Below are 26,181 nucleotides of genomic sequence, written 5' to 3'. Positions count from 1 at the left end.
AACTCCATTTGGATCTGCGCCTAAACAACACAACGAAATATGTCATTGAACCTAACCGAAATTGAGCGTGTGGAATCTATCTCAAAAGAGGATTTCTACAATAATTACGTCAAAAAACAAAAGCCGGTCGTCATCGAAAAACTTACTGAAGATTGGCCAGCCTACAAAAAATGGCACTTCGAGTACATAAAAGGACTGGCGGGAAACGAGGTCGTGCCTTTGTATGACGACCGTCCGGTTTCGCACAAGGACAAGTTCAACGAAGCACACGCCAAGATGAAGATGTCCGATTACATCGATCTGCTCGAATCAAAGCCTACGAATTATCGGATTTTTCTCTACAATCTTGTCGCGAAAGTTCCCAAACTGCGAGAGGATTTCCGTTGGCCAGATTTGGGTCTGAATCTGATAAAACAAATGCCGATGCTGTTCTTTGGCGGACAAAACTCCAAAGTCTTCATCCATTACGACATCGACTACTCCAATATTCTGCATTTTCACTTCCACGGAAAAAAACGTTGCGTGCTTTTCGCGCCCAACCAAACGCCTTATCTCTACAAAGTCCCGCACGCGCTGATTTCACGTGAAGACATCGACTACGACGATCCAGATTTGGAGAAATTTCCCGCGTTGAAACATGCCAAAGGTTTGGTCACCGATCTCAAACACGGCGAAATGCTTTACATGCCCGAAGGTTACTGGCATTACATGAAATATCTGACTCCGGGTTTCTCGATGAGTTTGCGGTCGCTCCCGCGCGAATTCACCAACCTCGGACGCGCCGTCTACAACATTTTCATCATGCGCCATTACGACAATTTCATGCGAAAATGGAAAGGCCAATCGTGGATCGACTACAAGAACGAGCAGGCCGTGGTTCGAACCCACAAATCGCTCGGAATTCCCGTATAAAACGAGGCCCCGATTTTTGGTCGGGGCTTTTTATTTGGTGGATGTTTTTAATAGATGATTTTCTTGGAAACGATCGCTCCATTTGCAAGTTTGACTTTCACGACAAGCGATTGCTGGCTTTTCGACAGATTGTCAATTGAAAAAATAGTGGCTTGAATTCCCTTTTTGGAGTAAAGATTTCGTCCCAACATATCGTAAATCTCGACAGATTCGATCACTTCGCCTTTCGAGCGCAATTGCACCGATTGGTTGTTCACCGCGACGGAAACCGCATTTTCCGAAGCTAAATCTGGTGTGGAAAGTTGTTCGGTCGTAAAACGCAATTCGAAACGAGTATCGAACGTTCCAACGGCGGTCGTAAAGCTGTAAGCGCTTTGTTTCAGATCGTGGATCACATTTAGAAGTTTGTCCTCGAGATAGATTTGCTGGTTTTCGAAAATTCCGTCAAAGCCTTCCATCGAAATCGTGAAACTTCCGGCTGCGTTGGTTTTGTATCCGATCTTGATTTTGTCACTGTCTGCGAACGGCAGCGCACGTCCTTGAATCGTGAACATCGAAGGATTTTCGTCTATAAGCGAGTAAAATGTTAAATCGTTTCCTGCGTCGATGAAAGGTCCGTCGAAAGCTTCGTCAAATTCATTGGACGCGCCTTGTGCATATCCGACCAAAATCTGCTTGAACCAATTTTGTGAGTTTGAGATGTCGAGCCAGATTCTGTGACGCTCCACTTCTGAAGGAGCCGAAACCACCGTGTTCGCGTGTCCTTGCAAATCGGGTCTGAAGAACGTCGTATTGTTACCCGTAATTCTCATGCTGTTGTTGAAAGTCACGTTTCCGACTGCTTTCCCAATCGCGAAAAATCCTTGTCCCGACGCTATTTTTCCATTCGGAACCGTATTGTTGATCCCGATGTTCGGCGCGGCCAAAGTTCCCGTTCCGCCCAAAAGATTGTAAACGGCATAATCTCCGTAGTTGTAGACCAAACTCGTGACCGGTGTGTTGTGCGTCCAAAAGTAAAGCGTTCCGGTAAGCAGAGCCGAATTCGACGGCAATTGCAGGAATGTATCGGCATTCACCGCCGACGGGTATGGATTTCCGATAAGATTCCAGGTTCCGGTCGAGTTGTAGACCGTCGGCGTGACAAATCCATTGTTCGGAATCCCGACGAAAGAAGCTGCGTAAATTTGTGGAGACGTCGTATAAGTATCAGGAGCGCGGACAATGTATCCGATTCCCGGCGTCATTATGGTCGAACTCGGAACAGTTTGCCAGCTGTTTGTTGGCGTATTGAAAATGTAATATTTGTCCGATCTGGTATTTGGAGACAAATTGAATAAGGTTTGTCCTGACACCGGTGACGACCAATAGGTGAAGTCGTATTTGCGCATCGCGGTTGAATTCCGCTTGACGGTCACGCTTCCTATGTTTGCTGCAAAATCATTTCGTTGGACGATACTTCCACCGCTTTCAACCACGATCGATCCGGCGTTCTCGATGTCGCTTTCTATATTCAGGAACTGCCCGCTGTTGACCGTAATCGTCCGTCCGGCGTTCACCTGACATTTACAAGCCTGGATGTTTCCGGAAGATGTGTTGTAATTGGCGTCGAAAATCGCCTTTGTGGTTTGCGTCGGAGCGCCGTTCGACCAAGTGTTCGAAGCCAGCCAAGTCGTCGTGATTTCCTTTCGCCCGAATAAACTTACGTTGTCGATTGCCCAAATCTCGGCTGTGTTGTTGTTGGCCAGTGTCACGCGAACCATGAGATTCGTCGTTTTCGGAAGATTCGAAAGCCGCAGCGTTCCCATTCCGTTTGTTGTCACGAAACCTGCTGCTGCCGTGGCAAAATTTGTTACTACATTATTTCCGTCGTATGGCAATGCCAAAATTCCGCTTCCCGAAACGAAACTCCATTTGGCATCTGTATTTCCGCTTAAATCGAATTCGCTCGACCAAGTCAAACCGCCGTTGGCACTTACCGAAACGGTGATTTTGTCTGTGGCGTCGCTGCCTTCGGCGGCGGTCGTCGAAAGCGAAGCCAAGCGCAAAGTCAGTTCGATATCACTGTAAAGCGAGGTGTTGATCGCGTTGAACGTCACGACTGAAGTCGCGTTGTTCACTTGCAGGCTTCGGCCGCCAATAAAACGAGAGGATGTTCCGGCATCACCAGACGCTCCGTAAGCAGTGCCGGCGGCAACCGTATAACCTGTTCCTGAATACGCCCAACTTGGAGTCGCAGGAGTCGTCTCAAAATCCTGGACGGCGATCGTTTCGACGAGTCCGTAAGCGCACGGCACATAATCGAGTCCGTAACCGCGAATCGCGAAAGTGTATGGATTTTCGTCGTAATCGTTGTTGACCAAATTCACAACAGCATTTTTAACGCCAACCGAAGATGGGTCAAATCTGATCGTAAAAGTAGTTGTCGCGTTTATCGCCAAAGAAGCCGTCGGAAGCGAAATGATCGAAAACTCCGAGGCATTCGCGCCTGTCAATGTAAGCGCGCCAATCGTGAGTGGTGTATTTCCCGTATTCCTGATTGTGTAAATTCGATCCAAAAACGCACCCGTGATGTTGAGATTGTCGAAGAATGTGTGGTTGATCAGCGTTGGTGTCGTACTTCCGCTGACGATTGGCTGAGCGTTGCCCGTGATGTCGATTTCTGGAGCGACTCCTTTTCCTTGCACCAAAAAAGTATAAGGACTTTCGGTCAATCCTGTAAACGGATCGGCAATCAGATCGTTATTCTGGATCGTAACCAAAGCCGTTCTGATTCCCGAAGCTTGAGGCGTAAAAGTGATTACGAAGTTCGATCCGAAACCACCGTTTATGTTCAAGAGCGTCGGTTGTGTCGTCACGACAAAATCACCGGGATTTGCCCCGCCAATCTGAACTGCCGGCGTTCCCGTAAGCTGTAAAACCGATGCGATGTTGGCCGTATTCTGGATTCTGTAGTCTTTTGTAAGGCTCGTTCCGACGATTTGATCGGCTACCCAAAGCGTATTGTTTCCGGCAACGGGAATCATGTTACCACTTGTGATATTTGCCGTTCCGCCCGTATTTCCTTTGACGTTAATATCGGGTTTTGGAATGATTCCGTAACCTTGGATGTCAAACCAATAAACGCTTTCGTCAGAATCGTTGTTGTAAATCGTCACTCGGGCTTTTCGCAAACCTTCGTCGCTAGGATCGAATTTGATGGTGAGCTCGCGATAGTTCGTCGGACTGCCCGCGGGTTGGATCGCGCCCGTTGGCGAACTCGCGCCCGTAGGAAGGAATATCGCAAAATCGGCGGCTTGCGGGCCTGTGATCGTAATATTGGTGACATTCAGAATCGCTCCACCGAGGTTCTCGATTTTGAATGTGGTGTTGAGGCTTGCGCCGATTGTGGACAAAGGCGATCCGATTGGAGCGAAGTCTGTCCCTTCGGCTACGGTTGGTGTTGTGTCACCCGAAAGAACCGTGATTCCGGAAACGCCTCTCACGTTGATTTCGGGAGCGGCCGGTCCGTAAGTGCCCGAGATTACGATGTCGTCCAGTCCAAATTCGTCTCGGTCGCCCGTTCCGCTAACGTCTTCACTTGTCCAACGCAAATAATAATATTGGCCCGGAGCGACGTTGATTCCCGTGATTATTGTCGATCGCGCCGGTGAAACGCCTACTGCCGTCCATTGGAAAGCATCCGGAGCTTCGGGTGAAATATAGTCAAGAGTCGGAACTGCCTGATAAACGACGTCATCGTTGGAATGTGAGAAATTGAAAGAGTTGGCGCGGCCTTCGTCATTTCTGATAAACAGATTGTAAGAAACCGAAAGCTGCGTCATGTTGGTCGTGCCGTTGTTTCTAACGCGCAACACAATCGAACCCGGATTGAAGTCTGTGGCCGCAGGTTGCACCATGAAGGCCGGATTGGCGACCGTTCCCGGAAGTTCGGTATAGGCGTAAAGCCCGCCTGTCAAAACCGGAGCGGTGATTTGTCCGCGTCCGAAGTCGTCTACGGTTTGTGTTCCGCCAAATCCCAAAGTTCCAAAGTCAAAACCTCTAACGTCCCAAGCATTCGAGTTCAAACGTCCCGCCACGGTTGGGTTTGGTGAAAATCCCGCCGCCTTGTAAGCCGTGCCCGGACTCGTTCCTACCGACGTTGGCATCGAAGCCGAAAAGTCGATAGTGACGGTTGGCACCGCTTCCGTTAGGTTGACCTGCGCCCGACCGACCGCAAAGATCGAAAAGAGAAACAGCAAGGACAGTAAAAATCTGATTTTCATAACGAGTAGGTTTCAGGCTGAATGTTTGGTGGAAATGTAGCTTTCAAACTTACAAAGAAAAGAGAGCTAGATACTTAGCGTTTGCCTATTATCGACAAAAAGCAAAAAAAACCGATGAATTACATCGGTTTTTTCTTATGGATTTTAACAGAATTTTTTGAGTCGCCAGCGCTATCGTTTTAGTGTACGATTTTTCTTGAAATACTTGTCCCGTCGATGAGTTTGACTTTTACCAACAAGGCTTGTTCCTGAATGTTCAACGGAACTTCAATATCAGTTTGGTTTACGTTCTTTCTGACGATGATCGAACGCCCCAAAAGATCGAAAATCTCAACTTCGGAAATGTTCTCACCAACCGAACGAACCATCACGGAATTGCCCGTAGAGACAACCTGGATTTGATTGATAGGCGTTTCAATATCCGGATTTCCGAGCGCATTTTCGGCATAACGCAACTGGAACCTGTTGTCGACAGTTCCCAATCCCAAATCGAAAGAATACGGGCCTTGTTTTAGATTATGGAAAACGTTGAGCAGTTTGTCCTCAAGATAAATCGGCACGGAAGCATCGTTCAAAATTCCTTCGGCGTGCTCGATACTGATGGTGTAAGTTCCCGGCAAGGCAGTGTTCACGCCCAACGGAATCACATCGGTGGTCGAAAACGCAGGTCTTCCCTGGATGCGGTATTTGTCCGAATCAATGAACGAATAAAGACTCACCGAATTCCCGGCATTGGCCACGACGCCGTCATAACCTCTGTCTACGCCCAAAGTCGCATCATCCGTATAGTAAAACAAAACCTGGCTGAACAATCCAATCGGATGCTGGAAATTGAGCCAAACCCTGTCTTTTTGCGCCGGAGCGGTTTGAGCCAAAGTGTTCGTATTCCTGTAGAAATTGTTGTTTGAAAAGCCTTTGTCCCGCATGCCGTTGTTGAACACAAGATTGCCCGATGCCTCAGCTTCAACGAAAAAGCCTTGCCCGCTTGCGATATAACCCGTTGGTTGCGCTCCGCCGTTTGAACTCGCCACACCGCCGCTCAAGTTGTACATTGCATAATCTGTCGTGACGAAATTGCTTTGGTAAGGACCAGGCGCCGTATTAGAAACGGGAGTTGAATGTGTCCAGAACAACAATGTCCCCGAAATATTGGTATTCAGATTGATGAAAGGATCAGCGAAAAGTGCCGATGGATAAGGGTTTCCGACCAAATTGTAATCGTCCCCATTATCGGCTGGATTGGCGCTCAAGGAAATCGGGAACGAAATTATACCGTTGTTCACCGCTCCAGAAAACGTCGCAGTAGCAGTTGCCGGATAGGTTCCGAGATTCGTTGGCGTCATCACCACGTAACATTTTCCCGGAATCATTGTTGCACCGGCTCCCGCGTGGATCCATGTGTCGTTATTGTCGTCGAAACCATCGGCCGGACCTGTTCCGTTCGGGCCAGTCACATCGCTGTAATTTGCCGTGTTGAACGTCCACGAATAATCGAAACGCCAGCCTGGCATCGCTGCGCCGAGTGTCGTATTGGCAACCGGAGAAGACCAATAAGTATAATCGTATTTTCTGAATGGAGTTGTCGTCCTGAAAACCTGGGTTGTCCCGTTGTTCGTCACGATTCCGTTGTTGTCTATCATGACGAGCGATCCGCTGTTTTGCACTTGAAGTGTTCCCGCGGCCAAAACCGACAAGTCGTTCACGATTGAAACGTAAGTGTTTGGGGAAATCACCAAAGTGCGCGATCCGTTTACCGTGAGGCTGCATGCTTCGAAACTTCCGTTGGCCGCGGTATTGTAATTTCCGTTGATGATCGCAGGTGTTGTAGAGTTCGGAGCTGTTGGCGACCAAGCCGTTCCATTCCACGTTACCGTTTGTACTCCTGTGATCATTACTGCATGGGATGCCGTGTAGCAACTTGCTCCATTTTCACGAACCTGAGCATAATACTGATAGCCCGTGAGTCCGGTGATGCTTGAAACCGAAAGTGTCGTAGTCGTTACTCCCGAATAAACGCCCGAATTGGTCAAAGCCGTCCAGTTCGCCGCGCCCGGAGCAGCCACATACCATTGATAAGCCAACGCGTTTCCGCCCGCATAACCCTCAGTCGCGGCCACCGTGAAAGCAGTTTCTTTACAACTTGGCGTAAATGTCGGCTGAAGTGTTATTGTTGGTGGCGTACCTGAAAGGAAGTTGAATGTTCCGATGTCAGAGTAATCGTTTGTAGAGCAAGATGCTTGTGCTTGACCTGCCCAGTCTGTAATGTCCCAATCGGCATTGGTGTAATTGTATTTCGGAACCGTGACGTTATTTTTTCTCCTGAAAGCTGCTCCGCGATCACCAAGTCCTAATCCATCTGCCCAAGTAGCACTTCCAAAAATTCCAAATGAATCGACAAAACTACCTAAGCTAATTCTGTAAAGCCCGATATAATCATTTCCTCCAGTATCGAAGTTAATTCCGCCAGCTCCAGAGGTCTGATTTGCGAATTGCCCATTTCCGCCCGGAGTCAAACATGTATTCGTAGCGTTTGGTGATCCGTTAACACCTATCGCCAGTGTGTATGTCGACAACGGACTAAGTGTACCAATCAGTGTGACATTCGTTACAGGCGCTCCCATCGATCCGTCAGAATGTACACGCACCTGGTAATCCGTCAGGTTTACGGTTGACCCTGTTCCATTAAAGATTTCAACGTAGCTTACTCCACCCGTTGTCGCATCTGTCACTTCACTGATGAACAAATCACCCGGAATCGCACCCGACGTTCCTTCACAACCAACAGTGTGAGTATCGATCACTGTAAACGGATTCGAGCCTTGACAACCCGAAGCATTCGTCGTGACGATATTCCCGCTGATCGCGCCAACAGGAACGACCGCGGTTATTTGAGTTGCCGAAATTTGCGTCACGACAGCAGGAATACCGCTGAAAGTAACTGTTGCGCCCGTAAGATTGTTGACCGAAGCCGTAATCGTGACCACAGTTCCCGCCGGACCAGTTGCCGGAGTAATCACGTTTGTAGCCGCCGTACAAACTCCAGTTCCCTGAATCAGGAAAGTGTAAGGATTTTCGTCAGAATCGTTATTTGCGATTGATACGATTGCCGTTCTTACGCCAACTGCGGTCGGTGAAAAAGTGATATAAAAAACCGTGCTTGTTCCAACGGCTACTGCGTTTGTTGATGGCTGTGTCGAAACTGCAAAATCTCCGGGATTCGCGCCAGCGAGCGTTACGATTGGCGTTCCTGTCAAATTTAAGACAGCCGTTCCAAGATTCTGTATTTCGTAGTCTTTCGGTGCCGTTGTAGCGCCAATGTTCGTAGCCGCAAATTGCGTATTATTTAGCGAGTTTGCCGTTGTGGCGCCACTCACGATATTGTTGGTTCCGCCAGTAAAACCTTTGATGTTGATTTCCGGAACCGGCGTAATCGCATTTCCTGTAAAGTTGATCACGTATGGATTCTCATTGCCTGACGGATCGTTGGTCGTAAAACTCACATTGCCGGCAAAAGCGCCAACTGCGCCCGGGGCGAATCGAATCACGAAAGTTCGTGTTCCCGTCGGACCTGGAATCGACGGCGTCAAAACAAACGCCGGATTGAAACCGAAACCTGTTCCGGTTGTGTTGGTGACGGTCGCGGCCGAAAACGTAAGGTCTTGTTGTCCGAGGTTTTCTATCGTGAACGTAATATCTGTAGTGCTCCCGACAAGTTGCGTTCCGAACGCATAAGTGCTGTTGTGCAGATAATTCGTCGCCGCTTGCTTAATGTTGATGTCAGGATCACGTCGGCCGGCGGTCAAAGCGTGCGTCGCTCCTGAGACAAAACCAGGAACTGGCGCAATCACGTTTGTTGCAGCGTTCACGCCTGTTCCGGGATCGCTCCAAGCCGTTCCGCTGTAGCGATTTCCGGTGTAGTTCGCTTCGTTTCCTACGACATCGGCATCGGTATAAGTTCCCGAAGCCGTAAATGTGGTGATTCCTGTAACTCCGTTTGCCGAAATATCCCAATAGCGCGAAATGTAATCTGTCGAAGCTTCATAATTCGGATGCTCGATATCGTTCACCGCTACCGAAATGTAAGCGTTTGCCGCATAAGTCGCTCCCGTGGTCGTAACCGTTGCAGGCGAATATTGCGAACCATCCGCAGAAGCGTTGTTATCGCCTACACGAAAAACATAACCCGCAGGATTCGCCGTAAAGACTTTTCTCAAAGCCGCATTTGCTCCGGCCGACCTGTCTGCGATTACGTAATCTGTCGTCGCGGTGATTGCTCCGGCAGCTCCAATCGTAAGCGGAAAGTTTCCGACGTCGAGGCGTCCTGCCGTCAAGGCCAAAGTTCCCACAACCGAAAGTGGCGTTCCCAAAGTGGCCGCAGTCGCGTTGGCAGTTCTGTTGATGGTAAAATTGTTCAGCGATTGCCCGCCAGTGGTGAAACTCAACGTTCCGATGCTTCCGGTTCCTAACAAAGTCAGGTTTGAAGTGGCCGTTCCGCTGAAAGTTCCGCCTCCCGAAATGGTGTTGGCAACGCCCGCAGTTCCAATTGTAAGTCCAAGTCCGTTTAGGCTGAATACGTCCGCCGTACTGTTAAACGTGATTGCGTTTCCGCCTACCGGAGCGCTTACGATTAGGTTGTTTGGCCCAATCAGCGTTATAGTCGTGCTGCCGGTAACCGGCTGATAAACAACGTAAGGAATAGTTAGCAAATTCGTCGTGGATATTTGCTGAACACCATTCTTGACAAAGAACACGCGACGGTTGTTGTGCGTGAAAGTTCCGGTGTTTACCGTGAAATTGTTGCCGAGTTTCAGATCGTCTGTAGCGTTTGGCCCCAAAGCGAGCGTTCCCGAAAACAAAACGTTTCCGTTCACGGTAAGGAATCCGCCTGGCGACAATCCGCCGAAGTTCATTGCAAATGTCGATCCTGTGGCAATGGTCAAATCTCCCGCCAAGGCTTTGTTGCCAACGCTTCCCGAAGTACCGTTGATGTAATTGAGCGTCGTGTTGTTAGAAAGTGAAATGTTGTTTGGATAACCTGCGGTCGTGCCGATTGTTCCTACGCCGATCGCGCTCCATTCCAGACCGCGTCCGAAGTTGCCTCCCGACGCATAATTCAATGTTGACGCGTTTCCATAAACCGGAGCGTTTGTGGCGAACGTTCCGCCCGTGTTCATTTGGAGCGTTCCGTTTATCCTGAAAGTCGATCCTGTACTTATCGTTGTTGCCGAAGCCGCGATATAAGTACCATCTACGGTTGTCGATCCGTTGTTGGTGTAACCTGCCGAAGTAATCAACGATGCGCCGGCGTCAATCGTGGTGAAACTTCCCGCGTTTCTCGTGATTCCGACATTGTCTGTTACCGCATGGCGTACGGTTGCATTTTGTGCCGATGTTGGCGCGACGCCTCCAACCCAGGTTGCACCTGTTGACCATGCGCCGTCTTGTGCTGTAACGAAGCCGTTTATTACTGTTCCGTTGAAGATAAAATCGTTTATACTGAAAGTTCCTCCGGCGGCACTAGCGCCCCATGCGTAGACGCGGAAAGTGATTGCGCTCGTTATGTTCTGGTACGCTGCAGCCGCCAAAGAAATATTTGTTCCTGTAACCGCAGCAGTTCCGATATTTGTAGCGTATCCATCCAAACTAGACCTTACCGCAAAACTCGTCGGACCAGTTCCTGAAGCTTGTCCATTATAAGCAAAACTCACGAAATTGATTCGGCTGCCCGAATTCGGCGTAAGCGTAAAAGTGAAATATCTGGCTACGTTTATAGCCGCACCGTTCCAACCGGAGGTATTATATCGGTCATTTGCGGTTTGCACAGTAACACCTGAAGTTCCAATTCCAGAAACCGTAATGTTAGTATCTACGGTCTGTCCGGCAGTGTAAGGGTTCGTTGAACTAGGGTTTGTTCCGGTAATCGGATTCTCCCAAATCGACTGTGCGTAAGCGATTTCTCCCAGGCATAGGTATCCCAGGGCAAGAAGTAGTAATTTAAATTTCATTAAGTCGGGCAGTTTTGTTTTTTCTTAGATTCAATTTACGGCGTATATTCGTTATCATTTTCCCAAATTTCTTCGGGGCAACAAATTTAGCCCTAAATCACTAATTCTCAAATAAATTACGTTACAGAATTATTAACATTGAAAGATGGCCGACAAAAGGTTCGAAACTCACAAAACGTACACGGTAAACGAGGCGCGCCAAAAACTGGAAGCGTATTGCGCCTACCAGGAGCGTTGTCACGATGAAGTTGTGAGCAAACTCCGCTCCATGTCTATGATCCAGGAAGCGATCGACCACATTATCGGGCATTTGATTGAGCACAATTTCCTCAACGAAGAAAGGTTCTCGATTGCTTTTGCACGAGGAAAACACCGCATCAAAAAATGGGGAAAGGTTCGCATCACGAATGAACTCAAAATACGAAATATCTCACAGCGAAACATCAGCACGGCTTTGAAGGAAATCTCGCTCGAGGAATATCAGTCCACTTTTCACGACACTGCCGAAAAACACTGGGAATCGATTACAGGCGCGATCACTCAGGCCAAGCGCAAGAAGTTCTGCGATTTCCTGCTGCGAAAAGGTTTCGAATCGAATTTGGTTTACGACAAACTTCGCGAGCTGGAAAGTGGTCGTTAAAAGTCGAATTCATCTATCGACAAAGTGTCGACATTGATGATTTTCTCGTCCTCTTTTTTCACGTAGGCACGCGCCGCTCCGTAAAGCACGACTTTTTTGGTTTGTGCCGTCGTGTCATTCGGCGTGAGCCAACCGCGTCGCATCATCGTGTTTTTCAAGGAGGAATTGTGGCGCACCAAATAAGGTTTCAGCGTCGCTTCTCCGTCAAATTGCCACATGAATTTCTTGGGTTTCGGGATGATGCTCGCCAGGAAAAGCGATTCGTTCAGGTTGAGTTCGCTTGGATGTTTCAGGAAATAGAACAAGGACGCTTCCCCGATTCCATAGACATTCGGACCCCATTCTATAATGTTCAGATACACTTCATACATGCGGTTCTTGCTCACGATGTGATTGTTTTCCATGATGTAGACCATCAGGATTTCCTCGAGTTTTCGCGACAAGGTTTTCTCGCGCGTCAAAAACACGTTCTTGACCAATTGCATCGAGATCGTACTTGCGCCGCGCGCGAACCTTTTCGACTTGATGTTCTGCACGATCGACTGACGGAAAGCATCTTCGATAAACCCGCGATGGTTATAAAAAGAAGGATCTTCTGTAGTCAAAACCGCGCGTTTCAGGTAAGGCGAAATCTGATCCAATGGCGTGTAATAGATGTTCACCGGATTGACCAGAATCGGACGCAGGCGCTTGCCGTTCTCGATGGCGCGATACGTGAAACTGCCGTTGAGTTTTGCCAGATCGGCTTCTCCGTATTTGACGATCTTGAGGTTGTCACGCGTGAGTTTTACATCGAAAACCGTTTTATTCGGCTTGTTCTTGTTGTAGGCGAAATTGAGTTTGTAGTCGAATGCGCCCGTGGCTTCCATGCCTTCGAAATGCGTGAAAAGTCCTTCGGGAAGCGAGTTGATGAAATCTTGCGCCTGCATTTTCGGGATGTCGACTTTCACCTTATAGATCGTGTCTTCCGAAACATCATAAGAAGCGAACGGATGGAATTTGATCTTGTTCAAAACCGCCGTTGACGAACTGTCGACCGCGATAAAATCGGCACCGAACAAAAAGTGGTAATCGAATTGTGCGTTCTTGATCACGACGTCTTTCGAAGCGATTTTCGGATGGTTCACACGCAAATTCGCGATCGAACTGAAGCCGTCGATTTTCATCTCGCCACCGCTGTAATCGATGTCGTCAACCTTGAGTCGGATGGAATCGAAACCAGATTTCAGATTGTATCGTTCGTCGACCCACGGCACTTTTATTCCCAGCGTATCGGTCGAATAAAAACGCAGATCTGTTTTTTTGTCGCGCGGATCGGCAAAACCCGAAATCTCCCATTTTTGGGCGAACGTATTGGTCGTGACGTCAATCGTAGTGCGCAATTGCTTGTCCTTGAGCTCGAGTTTGGCCATTTTCATCGTGACCTTGCGTCCCATGTCGTCCATTCGAAGCGAAACGTTGTCGAGCTGCATGTTTTCAGGCACGAGATTCAACACGCGATTCAGGATTCTATAACCGAGTTTGGCGTAATTTTTAGGCTCGTTGGTCTCGATTTCCTCCTCGTCTTTCTTCGGATGCAAAAAAGCTTCGAAGTTTTTGCCGTCCTTGTTTTTTACGAGTTGGATGAATCCGTCTTTTACAATGAGCCGGCCGAGTTGGAGATCGCCTGCGAAAAGTTTCCAAAAATTGACTTCGGTGTCGAGCGATTTTACATTGAAAAGTGTGTCTTTGCCTTTCGGAACAAGCAAAATGTCCTGCATCCGAATCGAACTGAAGCCCGTAAATTCGGCATCTTTAATCGAGAAATCGCTGTCGTAATCCTGAGAAATCTTGTCCGAAACCTTGCTGATGGCTTTGTGCAGAAGTTGGTCGCGGAAAATAAAGACGGCAACCAAAGCCAAAACGATCAAGGCAAAAAATGAACCGATTGAAATGTAGATTTTCTTTTTGGTGCTTTTCTTCATCGGACGCAAATAAACACTAAATATAAGATTTAAAATGTTAACAGATGTTAACCAAAAAGTTCTGTTGCGACGTCTTCGATGCGCGATACGAGGCTGATTTTGATTCCGACATTCTTCACGGAAATCTTGCTGTATTTGGACACGAAAATCTGCGAAAATCCGAGTTTTTCGGCTTCCTGTATTCTTTGGTCGATGCGATTCACCGGACGGATTTCTCCCGAAAGCCCGACCTCGCCCACAAAACAACAATCCTTATGCAGCGGAATGTCTTCGTTGGACGAAAGAATCGCCGCAACAACAGCCAAATCGATCGCCGGATCGTCGACGTTGATTCCGCCGGTCACGTTCAGGAAAACATCTTTCGTCCCGAGCCTGAAACCCGCGCGTTTTTCGAGAACCGCGAGAATCATGTTGAGCCGTTTGGCGTTGTAACCCGTGGTCGATCTTTGAGGTGTTCCGTAAACCGCGGTGCTTACCAGCGCCTGGATTTCGATCATCAACGGACGCATGCCTTCTAAAGTTGCGGCGATCGCCGTTCCCGACAAATTCTCGTCGCGATGCGAAATCAGGATTTCCGACGGATTCGAAACCTCGCGCAATCCGCTGCCTTGCATTTCGTAAATCCCGAGTTCGGCGGTCGATCCGAAGCGGTTTTTGAGCGAACGCAACAATCGGTAAACGTGGTTTCTATCGCCTTCGAACTGCAAAACGGTGTCGACCATGTGTTCCAAAATCTTCGGCCCGGCGATGTTTCCGTCTTTTGTGATGTGTCCGATCAAGATTACCGGAACGTTCGATTCCTTGGCGAATTTGATGAGTTCGGCCGTGCATTCGCGAATTTGCGAGATCGATCCCGGCGAAGCTTCTATGTATTCGGTGTGAAGTGTCTGGATCGAATCGATTATGAGAATATCGGGTTCGATTTCCTCGACTTGCTTGAAAATATTCTGGGTTTTTGTCTCTGTGAGAATGTAGCAATTGTTGCTCGACGGATCGATTCTTTCGGCCCGCATCTTGATCTGCTTCTGGCTTTCTTCTCCCGAAACATAAAGCGTCTTGAACGGCAATTTGAGCGAAATCTGAAGCAGCAAGGTACTTTTCCCAATTCCGGGTTCACCGCCTAGCAGAATCAACGATCCCGGAACGATTCCGCCGCCAAGCACGCGATTGAGTTCGCCGTCCATGCTATCGAGGCGATATTCTTCTGCCGAATCGATTTCAGAGACGCGAAGCGGTTTCGAGGCGCGTTTGGTGTCGTGATTCGAGGCGCGCCAGACAGGCTTTTCTTCCTTTTGGACAATTTCCTCGACAATCGTGTTCCATTGCTTGCACGAATTGCACTGACCTTGCCATTTGGAGTATTGCGTGCCGCAGTTTTGGCAGAAAAAGGCTGTTTTTACTTTTGCCACATCGAAGGTTTTTAGGCGTTTATTCTAATTTTGGCTTTGAAGTTTTCCGATGCAATCGCAGCGTTTATTGGCGCTTCAATTCGTCGGCTTTGTTTATCATCATGTCCTTGGTCAAATCTCCGACTTCTTCCATCTGATAAGCTCTCATATAAGATTTAATCGCTCTCGCATTGTCGCCTTTTTTCTCATACATCATGCCCATTTCGTAATCGGCGAGCATGGTTTTCGGATAGTTCTTTTCGGCCAATTGCGCCAACTGATCGAATTCATTGTAAGCTTTGTTCTTGATAAGCGCGGCCTCGATCGCCTTGAAATCGTTGAGGCGCACTTTCATTTTCATGCCCATCGATTTCTCGATCGTGGCATATTTGTCAATCAGATATTGCACGTAACCTTGTTCCAGCTTGACGATTTTCTCATTGAATTCGTTTGCCGAAATAGGTTGGTAAACCGAGAAAAACTGATAAAGAGCACTTGGAATCGCATACAAGACCAACGAATAATGTGACGCGCCCTTGAAATCGTCGAAGTAATAATTCAACCCCGGACGTTTTATGGCTTTGGCAGCGTCGTCGAGTTTCTTGATTCTCGTGGTGAGTTTTTTCACGTCTCCGTCGGCCGTGCAATGGTAGTACCAAATTGGCTTTTGCACTTTTTGAAGTCGCTCGGGAATTTGTTCTTCCATTCCCGTTGGCATGTCCGCGCTAAGCAAAATATAAGCGTCGAAAAGCGGCACGTCTTTGTACAGGAAGAAATTCGCAAAACCGGCCGTCATGTCGTGACCGGCAATAAGTCGCATTGGCGCGACGCGGTATTTTTTCTCGATCGCCGGCATGAGTTCGGTTCCGATGAAGTCGAAGAAATTGTTTCCCGTGTCTTCAGGCAAACCGGTTTCCTTGTCGTATTTACAGTCGGCTTCGCGTTCGTTGTTCTTGTTTTGGCTGATTCCGACGACGATCATCTCCGGAATGTCTTCCCAGTAAGCGCCGTAATCGAGTGCGCCCGTGAAAGCCGGCATCAGATATTCTCCGTCGAGAAGAATCAAAATGGGATATTTACGGGTTTTGTCTTTTTTGTAAGATGGCGGAAGTGCCACGCTGATTTCGCGGTCGGCGTTGAGTTTTTTGGATTTTACCGTGTCGATTACAGTGTGTTGTGCCGAAGCGAATGCCACAGTGAAGACGAGGGCGAAAAAAGTCAGGAAAGCTTTCATAAGGTCTTTGGTTTCGAGCCCAAGATAACAAAATTATCGGTGCGCACGAAAGCCGAATTCATTGCCAAAACGCTAAGATTTCCTGCGATTGAGCGCGGGCAGCAACAGGAAAGAAGCGAATCCGAAGATAAGGACGACGACCATCTGGGACGACCAGACGATCCATCCGAAAGCGGTTCCGATCGGTTTGCTTATGGAGTAAAAAAACAGGATTTGCGAAATCAGGAACGGATAGCTTCCGAAACCGCTGTTTGTGAATGCGATGGCGATGCTTCCCACGACAAATGCCGAAATCGCGGCTCCGAACGACAAAACTGCCGTTTGCGGAAAAACGTACATCGTCACGTAAAAAGTTGCCAGATACGAAAGCCAGATAAAGACCGTGTGACCGATAAACTGCCATTTTTTCTGCATCTTCATCAAACTGAAAACGCCTTCTTTCAACCCCGAGATCTTGTCTTTCAACATCAGGATGAATTTGGAACTCGAATACAGGTAGAACCACAGGGCGACCATGCAAAATCCGAATGCGATTCCGCCGTAAAGCAATAATTTGTTGATTGGAATCTGGTCAAGGACGAAGGCCTTGACGATGTCGAATTGGATGAAAAACGCCAGGACCATGAACGAAAAGAGGATGATCACGTCTAGCAATCTTTCGGCGACGATCGACCCGAAACCTTTGTCAAACGGCACTTCTTCGTACTTTTTCAGAATCAGCGCGCGGCTCACTTCACCAGATTTGGGAATGGCGAGATTGAGCAGATAACAAACATTTATCGCCAGGAAATTGTTGAGGAAAGACGTCTTGTAGCCCATTTGTTCCAGCGGATATTTCCAGCGCCAGGCACGGGAAATATTTCCGAGAACGGCAACGAATCCGCCAAGGACGATGTAGGAGTAATTCGCATCCCTGAAATACGACCGGATCTCGACGAGCTGTTCCGGCGTAAAACTGTAATACGTATAGTAAATAAGATAGATTCCCAACGCTATAGGAAGCACTATAGACAGGAATTTACTTATCTTCTGTTTCAAAATTACGTAAGGGAATTGTCTTTCTCGTTAGGGAAAACGAGACTTGGTTTGAATTGTTTGGCTTCTTCGAATTCGAGGATTCCGTAAGCGATGATGATGATGATGTCGCCTTTGTGCACTTTGCGCGCGGCCGGTCCGTTGAGCTGGATTTCGCCACTGTTGCGGTTTCCGGTGATGGCATACGTCTCAAAACGCTCGCCGTTGTTGACATTCACGATCGAAACTTTTTCACCTTCGATGATGTTTGCCGCTTCCATAAGGGCTTCATCTATGGTGATGCTTCCGATATAATTAAGATCGGCTCCGGTTACAGAAACGCGGTGGATCTTCGACTTTACAACATGTACTAACATGGGGGCAAAGGTAATTAATTTAGTGAAACCGTATCTATTAAACGCACCTCGTTTGCGAATACTGCAATGAAAGCACGATATTTCAGGTTATTTTCCGTTTTTTCGATCGGCACCAGGGTTTGTTCGTCGGCGATTTCGAAGTATTCGAGTTCAAATCCTTCCACGCCTTCAATCATCGTCTTAACCGAGTCGCGCAACTGACTGACAGATTCCGTGCCAAAGTGCTGTTTGGCAGTCTGCAAGCTTTGGTAAATGACAGCCGCTCTTTCCCGGATTTCATTTGGCAGCCGTTCGTTTCTCGAGCTCATGGCAAGTCCGTTGGGTTCGCGAAAAATGGCGCAAGGCACGACGTTCACAGGGATTTTGTATTTGGACACGAGTTTCTTGACAATCTGGAGTTGCTGGAAATCTTTCTCCCCAAAGTATGCATTGGTGGGTTTCACGATCTCGAACAGCCGTTTGACGATTGTTCCGACACCGTCAAAATGGCCTGGACGGAACGCGCCTTCCATTTGGTTTTCGAGTCCGTCGAAGTCGAAATGTTCCGAAACGGCGTTTTGTCCGTAAATGTCTATTACAGATGGAGCGAACACGATGATATCCGGGTTCACCGATCTTATCTTTTCGACGTCAGATTCGAGCGTTCTCGGGTATTTCTCGAGGTCGGATGCGTTGTTGAATTGGGTCGGATTCACAAAAATGCTGATGACTGTCAGAGCATTATCGGATACAGATTGCTTCAATAGCGATAAGTGTCCGTCGTGGAGCGCGCCCATAGTCGGAACAAATCCAATCTTGGCTTCAGGTTCGCTTACTGTCTCAAGATGAGCAGTAAGGTCATTCTGATTGTTGAAAATCAGCATGGAGTGTCAGGTTAAAAGGAGCGCAAAATTATCACTTTTGTTAATAATACCATAAAATTTCGTAGTTTTGCCTGTTTTTTATTGCCTAAAGAAAAAGAGATTTACCCTATGGAAGATAAGAGGATATTGTACGTATCATCTGAGGTTGTTCCGTATCTCGCTGAAAATGAAGTGTCTTTGATGTCTTACGACGTCCCGAAAATGATCAATGATCAAGGCGGACAGATACGAATCTTCATGCCGCGTTACGGAAATATTAATGAGAGAAGACACCAATTGCATGAAGTGATACGTCTTTCGGGGATGAATTTAGTGGTTAATGATCTCGACATGCCCTTAATCATTAAGGTCGCATCGATTCCGAAAGAGCGCATCCAGGTTTATTTTATCGACAACGACGAATATTTCAAGCGAAAGTCGACGTTTACCGACGAAGACGGAAATTTGTATCCGGACAACGACGAACGTTCCATTTTCTTTGCGAAAGGCGTCGTGGAAACGGTCAAGAAACTGAATTGGGTTCCGGACATCATCCACGTTCACGGTTGGATGGCGGCGATGCTTCCAATCTACATGAAACATTATTACAAGGACGAGGCTTTGTTTGCGCACACCAAAATCGTGACTTCGGTCTACGGACAAGGTTTCGAAGGCACGCTCGACAGCAAAATGATGAAGAAAGTGATGTTCGACGACGTTCCTCAAGACGCTGTTTCTTTCCTTGAAACCCCAGACTACGAAAACATCATAAAAGCTTCGGTAATGCACTCTGACGCAGTGATTATCGCCTCTGAAAACGTGTCTCCAAGTTTAACAAAATTTATAGAATCTTCGGGCAAACCTTTTCTACCTTTCGCCCCCAAAGAAACTTTTGCCCAAGCCTATACGAATTTCTATAAGCAGGCGGTTTTGTAAACCCTTACAAGCATTTATGATCTCTAAATTTTTCAAGACAGCGCTGTTTTTCGCTTTCGCCGTGACATTGGTTTCGTGTGACAAGGATTACAACGAAATCGGTACAGATCTGGTCGGGGACGACCACTATCAATTTGTTCCGAGAGAAGACATGTCGATTGCCGCTTCCAACCACCTCACCGGACCGGTTCAGGCCAATGGCCAAACAATCGTTCCTTTCGGCGTTTACAACGACGGCGGTTTCGGAAAAACCACGGCGAATTTCGTGACGCAACTCGAACTTGCCTCGGCAAATCCTACGCTTACTGACCTTGTCGACATTGATTCCGTAAGACTTTACGTGCCTTACAATTCCACTTACGACAAAACGGAGAATAACGTGCGCATCCACAAATTCAATGAACTTCATGGAGACGCCGCCACAAAACTCAACCTTCAGATTTACGAAAACCAGTATTTTCTTCGTTCTCAGGAAGTCGTCGACAACCAAACCCAAGCACAATCGTACTTTAACGACATGGATGCCACAATCGATGCGGCAAAAGCACCGACTTTGCTCAACGATGCGCCAAGCGACGCTTATGATGCAGGAACCAGCGTTGGCACGGTCGGAGCGGAAAACACACAATTCTATTTCAAGAATACCGAATACAAACTCCACAAATACGAAACTGACGTCAACGCTGGCGATACGAATGTCGTTGCGCAATTGCCGGGAATGTATCTGAAATTGAACAAAGCCTATTTCAAAAACAGAATTTTGCAGGCGCCGGCCGGAATGTTGGCGAACAACAACGTATTCAAGAATTACTTCAGAGGCCTTTATTTCAAGGTGTCAGATCCTTCGACGGCCAAAGGCGTTCTGAACATGATGAACTTCACCGGAGGCGCGGTTACGATTTACTACCGAAGAAATATCACGGTCACCAATACGACTACCGGAGTTTCGGAAACCAAGCCGAGACGTTTCGAGATGAAACTCAACATGACCGGAAATTCTGTCACTTTGCTCAATTATGACAATCCACCGACGCTCGTTCCAAACCGGATCGTAATCAAAGGTGGCGAAGGAAGTATAGCGGCCGTCGACATCATTTCCCAACTCGAGAGAGAGCAAATGGTAGCCGAAGACTGGATGATCAACGAAGCCAACCTCACTTTTCACGTAGATGAAGTCGCGATGGCCGGAAGGAAGCGTCCGGATCGTATTTATTTGTACGACATGACGCACAATCAGCCATTGGTCGATTATTCTTTTGATACTTCTACGGATTCCGATCCGAAAAAAATCAAGAAAATCTACAGCGGACTTATCGATTCGTCCAAAGTCAACGGTATTTACAAATTCTTCTACAAAGTCAGGATAACCAATTATGTGCGAAGCCTTATCGCCGAGCCGGATTCTACACGAGTCAGGATTGGAGTTTCGGCACTCGAAAATATCGGTGAATCGAGCATGGTAAAAACCAAGAACCCAATCGTGGTTCCAAACGCCGACGGAACCACGACCTCTTACAATAAAGTTCCCAAGTCGTCTGTAATTCACCCGTTTGGCGTAATATTGCACGGGCCTGAAAGTGAAGACGTTGCAGACAGGCTAAAACTCAGGGTTTACTACACAAAGCCTGATTAACAAGAACCTACACCAAATAAACAAGAAATAAATTATGTGCGGAATCGTTGGATACATTGGCAACAGGGACGCTTACCCAATTGTCATCAAAGGACTCAAAAGATTGGAATATCGCGGCTATGACAGCGCGGGCGTAATGCTTTACGACGGTGACGAACTCAAGCTTTCGAAAACGAAAGGAAAGGTTTCTGACCTCGAATTGCGCTCAGAAGCCGAAATCTCGCTTCACGGAAACATCGGAATGGGACACACGCGTTGGGCAACCCACGGCGTTCCAAATGACGTGAACTCGCATCCGCATCTTTCGAATTCAGGAAATATCGCAATCATCCACAACGGAATCATCGAGAACTACGAGCCGTTGAAAAAGGAATTGATCAACCGCGGATACAAATTCAGTTCTGATACAGACACCGAAGTTTTGGTCAACCTTATTGAGGAAACCAAAATCAAGGAAGGCGTGAAACTCGGAAAAGCCGTGCAAATCGCGCTCAACCAAGTTGTCGGAGCTTACGCGATCTGCGTTTTCGACAAACAGCGTCCGGACGAATTCGTCGTGGCTCGTTTGGGAAGTCCGCTTGCTATCGGAGTCGGAAAAGACGAGTTTTTCATCGCATCCGATGCATCGCCATTCATCGAATACACATCGAACGCGATCTACCTCGAAGATGAGGAAATGGCAATCGTGAGCAAGGACAAACCACTCAAAGTGCGCCGAATCAAAGACGACGGACTTGTGGATCCGTATATCCAGGAACTTCAAATGAACCTCGAGCAAATCGAAAAAGGCGGTTACGACCACTTTATGCTCAAGGAAATCTACGAACAACCGAACGTCATCAAGGACACTTACCGCGGACGTCTTCACGCCAACCAAGGCCTTATCCAAATGGCCGGAGTCGAAGACAATCTCGAGAAATTCCTCAATGCAGAACGCATTCTTATCGTGGCTTGCGGAACATCTTGGCACGCAGGTCTTGTGGCCGAATATGTCATCGAAGAATTCACGCGCATTCCGGTCGAGGTCGAATATGCGTCAGAATTCCGATACAGAAACCCGATCATCAACAAAGGCGACGTGCTTATCGCGATTTCCCAATCTGGTGAAACTGCCGATACTTTGGCCGCCATCAAGCTCGCCAAGGAAAAAGGTGCTTTCGTTTTTGGTGTTTGCAACGTGGTCGGCTCATCGATTTCGCGCGAAACGCACGCCGGAGCTTACACGCACGCCGGACCTGAAATCGGAGTGGCCTCGACCAAAGCTTTCACAACGCAGATTACCGTTTTGACGATGATCGCTTTGCGTCTGGCGAAAGCCAAAGGAACTTTGAACAATTCTGATTTCCACCGTTATCTTCAAGAACTTGAGGTGATTCCGGAAAAAGTGACCGAAGCTTTGCAGACAAACGACGTTGCCAAGGAAATCGCGGCGAAGTTCAAGGATGCCCCAAACTGTCTTTATTTGGGACGCGGATACAATTTCCCGGTCGCACTCGAAGGCGCTTTGAAACTAAAGGAGATTTCGTACATCCACGCCGAAGGTTATCCGGCTGCCGAAATGAAACACGGACCGATCGCGTTGATCGATGAGTTGATGCCGGTTGTCGTGATCGCGCCGAAACAAGGACATTACGACAAAGTTGTGAGTAACATTCAGGAAATCAAGTCTAGAAGCGGTAAAATCATTGCTGTCGTGACCAAAGGTGACACGCAAGTTCGAGAGTTGGCCGATTATGTGATCGAGATTCCGGACACTTCTGACGCACTTTCGCCTTTGCTTACGACAATCCCTTTGCAATTGTTGTCTTACCACATTGCCGTAATGCGCGGCTGCAACGTCGATCAACCTAGAAATTTGGCAAAGTCTGTTACTGTAGAATAAGGACTTACACTCAAAATACATACTCAAAAAGCGGCTTTCGGGCTGCTTTTTTCATTTTTCTCAATCGTTTTCATTTTTACGGATAACGCAGTTTTATATGCATGCATAGTGTATTTTAACTTGCTATTTTCAAAATGTTAATGAAAACACAAAAAAATTCTTACTTATTGAATAGATAAAATAGGGATGATTTTTTGCCGATTTATGAAAATAAAATGGGCGTTTTTAGGAATGTCCGATTTATTTGTACATTGGCGAGACTAATCAAGCAAAACCCTAACCAATGAAATTCTATTTGTTCATTTTGTCATTGTTCTTCTGCGGATTCGTCCAAGCGCAGACGACAATTTCAGGAACTGTAAGCGAAACCGGAACCGGACTTCCCGTTCCAGGAGCGAACATCAAAGTATCTGGAGATTCTTCTGCGACAGTGTCAGATTCCGACGGTTCGTTCACGCTCACCACAACCCAAAAGCCGCCGTTTTCGATTGAAGTGAGTTCGATCGGATACGTCACACAATCGGTCAAAGTTACATCGGCCAACCAAAAAGTCGCCGTGAAAATGGCCGGAGAAGAAACTAAACTCGACGAGATCGTAGTATCGGCATCACGTACTCCGGAACGCGTGCTGCAATCGCCGGTCACGATCGAGCGCATGAACGCGGCACAAGTCAAAAACACGTCTTCGCCTTCGTTCTACGATGGGCTCGAAAACATGAAAGAAGTGCATTTCAACACGAGCTCGCTCTCTTTCAAATCGATCAACACGCGCGGATTCGCTGCCGTTGCCAACACGCGTTTTCTGCAATTGGTAGACGGAATGGACAACTCCTCGCCTGCCTTGAACTTCGTTTTGGGTAACCTTGTCGGATTGTCTGAACTTGACGTTGCCAGCGTTGAATTGCTTCCGGGCGCTTCATCGGCACTTTACGGAGCCAACGCCTTCAACGGAATCTTGTTCATGAACAGCAAAAATCCGTTTGACCACCAAGGAATCAGTACTTACTTCAAATACGGAAAAACGTATCAGGACGCGGCCGGAACGAACGATTATTACGACTTCGGAATCCGCGCAGCGAAAGCTTTCTCGCCAAAATTCGCCGGTAAAGCCAACTTCACTTACATGCGCGCCACAGAATGGATCGCGAACGACACAAGAAGTATGACATCCGGAGGCGAAAGCCACGACGTCAACCAAAACTACGACGGACTCAACATTTACGGAGACGAGGTCACGACTTTTATCCCGAACGTTGGACAAGTCAGTCGTACGGGTTACCGCGAACAAGATATCAACGACAACAAGATCGAAAGCGTCAAGGCCGATTTCTCTTTGCACTATCGTCCGTTCGCCGATGATCTCGAAATCATTTTCCAGGAAAAAGTTGGTCTAGGAACCACTATTTATCAAGGTGCGAACCGCTACTCGCTCAAAAATTTCCTCATGAACCAAGTTCGTTTGGAAGTCAAGAACCGCAATTTCTTCGTGCGTGCTTACATGACATCTGAAAGCGCCGGAGATTCTTATGACATGCGTTTCGCGGCTTGGAATGTGAACCGCGCGGCTAAGTCTGATGTGGGTTGGTTTACGGATTATGCGACTGCTTATCAGCTTTCGTCGGCCGTTTTGGGCTTTGATGCTCCAACCGCTTCTCAATATTCACGTCGTTTCGCAGATTACAACGAATCTCCTGGATTGCCTTTGACGCCAAACGGACAATCTCGCCTTATTCCTGGAACTGCCGCTTTCAAGGCAGCTTTAAAGGATGTGACTGCAAATCCAGATTTGACGCAAGGCGCGAAATTCCTTGACAACTCAAAATTGTACCACATCGACGCAAACTACAACTTCAAGGAGTTGATCAAGATCATGGAAGTCATGGTTGGCGGATCTTTCCGTCAATATGCGTTGGATTCTCAGGGAACGATTTTCACCGATTACGACGGAGTACTTCGCTACGACGAATACGGCGCGTACGTCCAAGCCATCGGAAATCCTATCGAGAACTTGAAACTGACAGGCTCTTTGCGTTATGACAAAAGCCAGAATTTCGACGGATTCGTTTCTCCAAGACTTGCCGCAGTTTATTCAGCCGGCGCTAAAAAAGAACACAACTTCCGCCTTTCTTACCAAACCGGTTTCAGAAACCCGACGACTCAGGATCAGTACATAGGACTTGATTTGGGACCTTTCGCCCTTATCGGATCGGCTCCTGACAACTTGACGCGTTACGTAGAAACCATGAACGTAAGTGCCGCCGGACAAGCTGCGGGACAACCTGCAACGGTTACGCTTACAGGTAACGACGCTTATAACAATTCTTACACACTCGCTTCTGTTCAAGCGTTTGCAGCTTCCGGAAATCCGGCAGATTTGCAAGTGGCCAGCATCGGATTGGTAAAACCAGAGCGCGTTCAGGCATTTGAACTCGGCTACAGAACGGTCGTAAACAACGATTTGTCTTTCGATACGAACGTTTACTACAACATTTACAACGACTTCCTGAACCAATCCCGCGTCATCACTCCTTACTATGGTGTAGTTGGAACAGATTCCTCGAACGCCGACGTGCAATTGGGATATCAAGCGCTAGGATTTGGAGACCGTCGCGTTTATCAGGTTTACACAAACTCGAGAACAGAAGTGAAATCGCTTGGTTTTGGTGTCGGACTTTCGAAAAAAGTCTACAAGAACATCGAGGTTGGAGCAAATTACAACTTTGCCGAATTCAAATATGACGCAAAAGAAGATCCGAGTTTCATTCCAGGTTTCAACACGCCGAAACACCGCATCAAGGCATCGGTTTCAAGCCCGAACGCTTACAAAGGACTCGGATTCGCATTCAACTACCGCTGGTCGACGTCTTACTTGTACCAAGGTTCGTTCGCAGACGGAATCGTTCCTGAAATCAGCGTTTTCGATGCGCAGTTGAGCTACACTGTTCCAAAATGGAAAACCATGTTCAAATTGGGCGCGGCAAACCTTGGCGGAAAAGATTATCTCCAAGTTATCGGTGCCGGACGCGTAGGACAGCAGGTTTACGCTCAAGTCACAATCAATCCATAAAATAATAATTGCTAAAAAATATTCC

The 26,181-nt window shown here is 47.6% G+C and carries 14 protein-coding genes; 6 read left to right on the top strand and 8 right to left on the bottom strand.

Features of this window, described 5'->3' with window-relative positions; genetic code table 11:
• Positions 1-39: 39 nt before the first annotated feature.
• A complete protein-coding gene (locus tag EOO49_RS03110) occupies positions 40-912 on the top strand; it encodes a cupin-like domain-containing protein (RefSeq protein WP_290842625.1) in 873 nt (290 codons plus the stop codon).
• Positions 913-959: 47 nt separating this feature from the next.
• On the opposite strand, the gene EOO49_RS03105 is transcribed toward EOO49_RS03110, so the two are convergent.
• Positions 960-5,174, bottom strand: a complete 4,215-nt coding sequence (locus tag EOO49_RS03105; RefSeq protein ID WP_290842623.1) for a choice-of-anchor D domain-containing protein — start codon at positions 5,172-5,174, stop codon at positions 960-962.
• A 179-nt stretch (positions 5,175-5,353) separates the two neighbouring features.
• Positions 5,354-11,179, bottom strand: coding sequence for a choice-of-anchor D domain-containing protein (locus EOO49_RS03100; protein ID WP_290842621.1), 5,826 nt, complete (start codon positions 11,177-11,179; stop codon positions 5,354-5,356).
• Positions 11,180-11,324: 145 nt separating this feature from the next.
• Between EOO49_RS03100 and EOO49_RS03095 the strand changes: the two genes are divergently transcribed.
• A complete protein-coding gene (locus EOO49_RS03095; RefSeq protein ID WP_290842618.1) occupies positions 11,325-11,819 on the top strand; it encodes a regulatory protein RecX in 495 nt (164 codons plus the stop codon).
• Here EOO49_RS03095 and EOO49_RS03090 read toward each other — a convergent pair.
• The 6 genes from EOO49_RS03090 to panC form a co-directional block, all read right to left on the bottom strand.
• On the bottom strand, positions 11,816-13,783 hold the full coding sequence (locus EOO49_RS03090) for a biosynthetic peptidoglycan transglycosylase (RefSeq protein WP_290842616.1): 1,968 nt from the start codon (positions 13,781-13,783) through the stop codon (positions 11,816-11,818). The two genes, EOO49_RS03095 and EOO49_RS03090, sit on opposite strands and share 4 nt — an antisense overlap.
• Before the next feature lie 47 nt (positions 13,784-13,830).
• Positions 13,831-15,192 (bottom strand): DNA repair protein RadA, encoded by a 1,362-nt coding sequence (gene radA / locus EOO49_RS03085; protein ID WP_290842615.1) that lies wholly within the window; start codon positions 15,190-15,192, stop codon positions 13,831-13,833.
• Positions 15,193-15,256: 64 nt separating this feature from the next.
• Positions 15,257-16,405, bottom strand: a complete 1,149-nt coding sequence (locus tag EOO49_RS03080; RefSeq protein ID WP_290842614.1) for an alpha/beta hydrolase-fold protein — start codon at positions 16,403-16,405, stop codon at positions 15,257-15,259.
• Positions 16,406-16,477: 72 nt separating this feature from the next.
• The gene (locus tag EOO49_RS03075; protein ID WP_290842612.1) at positions 16,478-17,443 is read right to left on the bottom strand and encodes a lysylphosphatidylglycerol synthase transmembrane domain-containing protein; all 966 of its coding nucleotides are present in this window, start codon (positions 17,441-17,443) and stop codon (positions 16,478-16,480) included.
• A gap of 2 nt (positions 17,444-17,445) precedes the next feature.
• Entirely contained in the window at positions 17,446-17,796 is a 351-nt protein-coding gene (gene panD, locus EOO49_RS03070) for an aspartate 1-decarboxylase (protein ID WP_290842610.1), read from the bottom strand.
• A gap of 14 nt (positions 17,797-17,810) precedes the next feature.
• Entirely contained in the window at positions 17,811-18,659 is an 849-nt protein-coding gene (gene panC, locus EOO49_RS03065; protein ID WP_290842608.1) for a pantoate--beta-alanine ligase, read from the bottom strand.
• Positions 18,660-18,767: 108 nt separating this feature from the next.
• Between panC and EOO49_RS03060 the strand changes: the two genes are divergently transcribed.
• The 4 genes from EOO49_RS03060 (at position 18,768) to EOO49_RS03045 (ending at position 26,156) form a co-directional block, all read left to right on the top strand.
• Complete coding sequence (locus EOO49_RS03060; RefSeq protein ID WP_290842607.1) at positions 18,768-19,574, top strand: glycogen/starch synthase; 807 nt, start codon at positions 18,768-18,770, stop codon at positions 19,572-19,574.
• 16 nt (positions 19,575-19,590) lie between these two features.
• Positions 19,591-21,207, top strand: a complete 1,617-nt coding sequence (locus EOO49_RS03055) for a DUF4270 domain-containing protein (RefSeq protein ID WP_290842605.1) — start codon at positions 19,591-19,593, stop codon at positions 21,205-21,207.
• A gap of 34 nt (positions 21,208-21,241) precedes the next feature.
• Positions 21,242-23,089, top strand: a complete 1,848-nt coding sequence (gene glmS, locus EOO49_RS03050; protein WP_290842603.1) for a glutamine--fructose-6-phosphate transaminase (isomerizing) — start codon at positions 21,242-21,244, stop codon at positions 23,087-23,089.
• A gap of 283 nt (positions 23,090-23,372) precedes the next feature.
• On the top strand, positions 23,373-26,156 hold the full coding sequence (locus EOO49_RS03045) for a TonB-dependent receptor (RefSeq protein ID WP_290842601.1): 2,784 nt from the start codon (positions 23,373-23,375) through the stop codon (positions 26,154-26,156).
• The last annotated feature ends 25 nt before the right edge of the window (positions 26,157-26,181 follow it).

Source organism: Flavobacterium sp. (assembly GCF_004295795.1).
Lineage (GTDB): Bacteria > Bacteroidota > Bacteroidia > Flavobacteriales > Flavobacteriaceae > Flavobacterium.
Note: the sequence above shows the minus strand (reverse complement) of the source record. Positions and strands in the feature narration are given on the sequence as shown.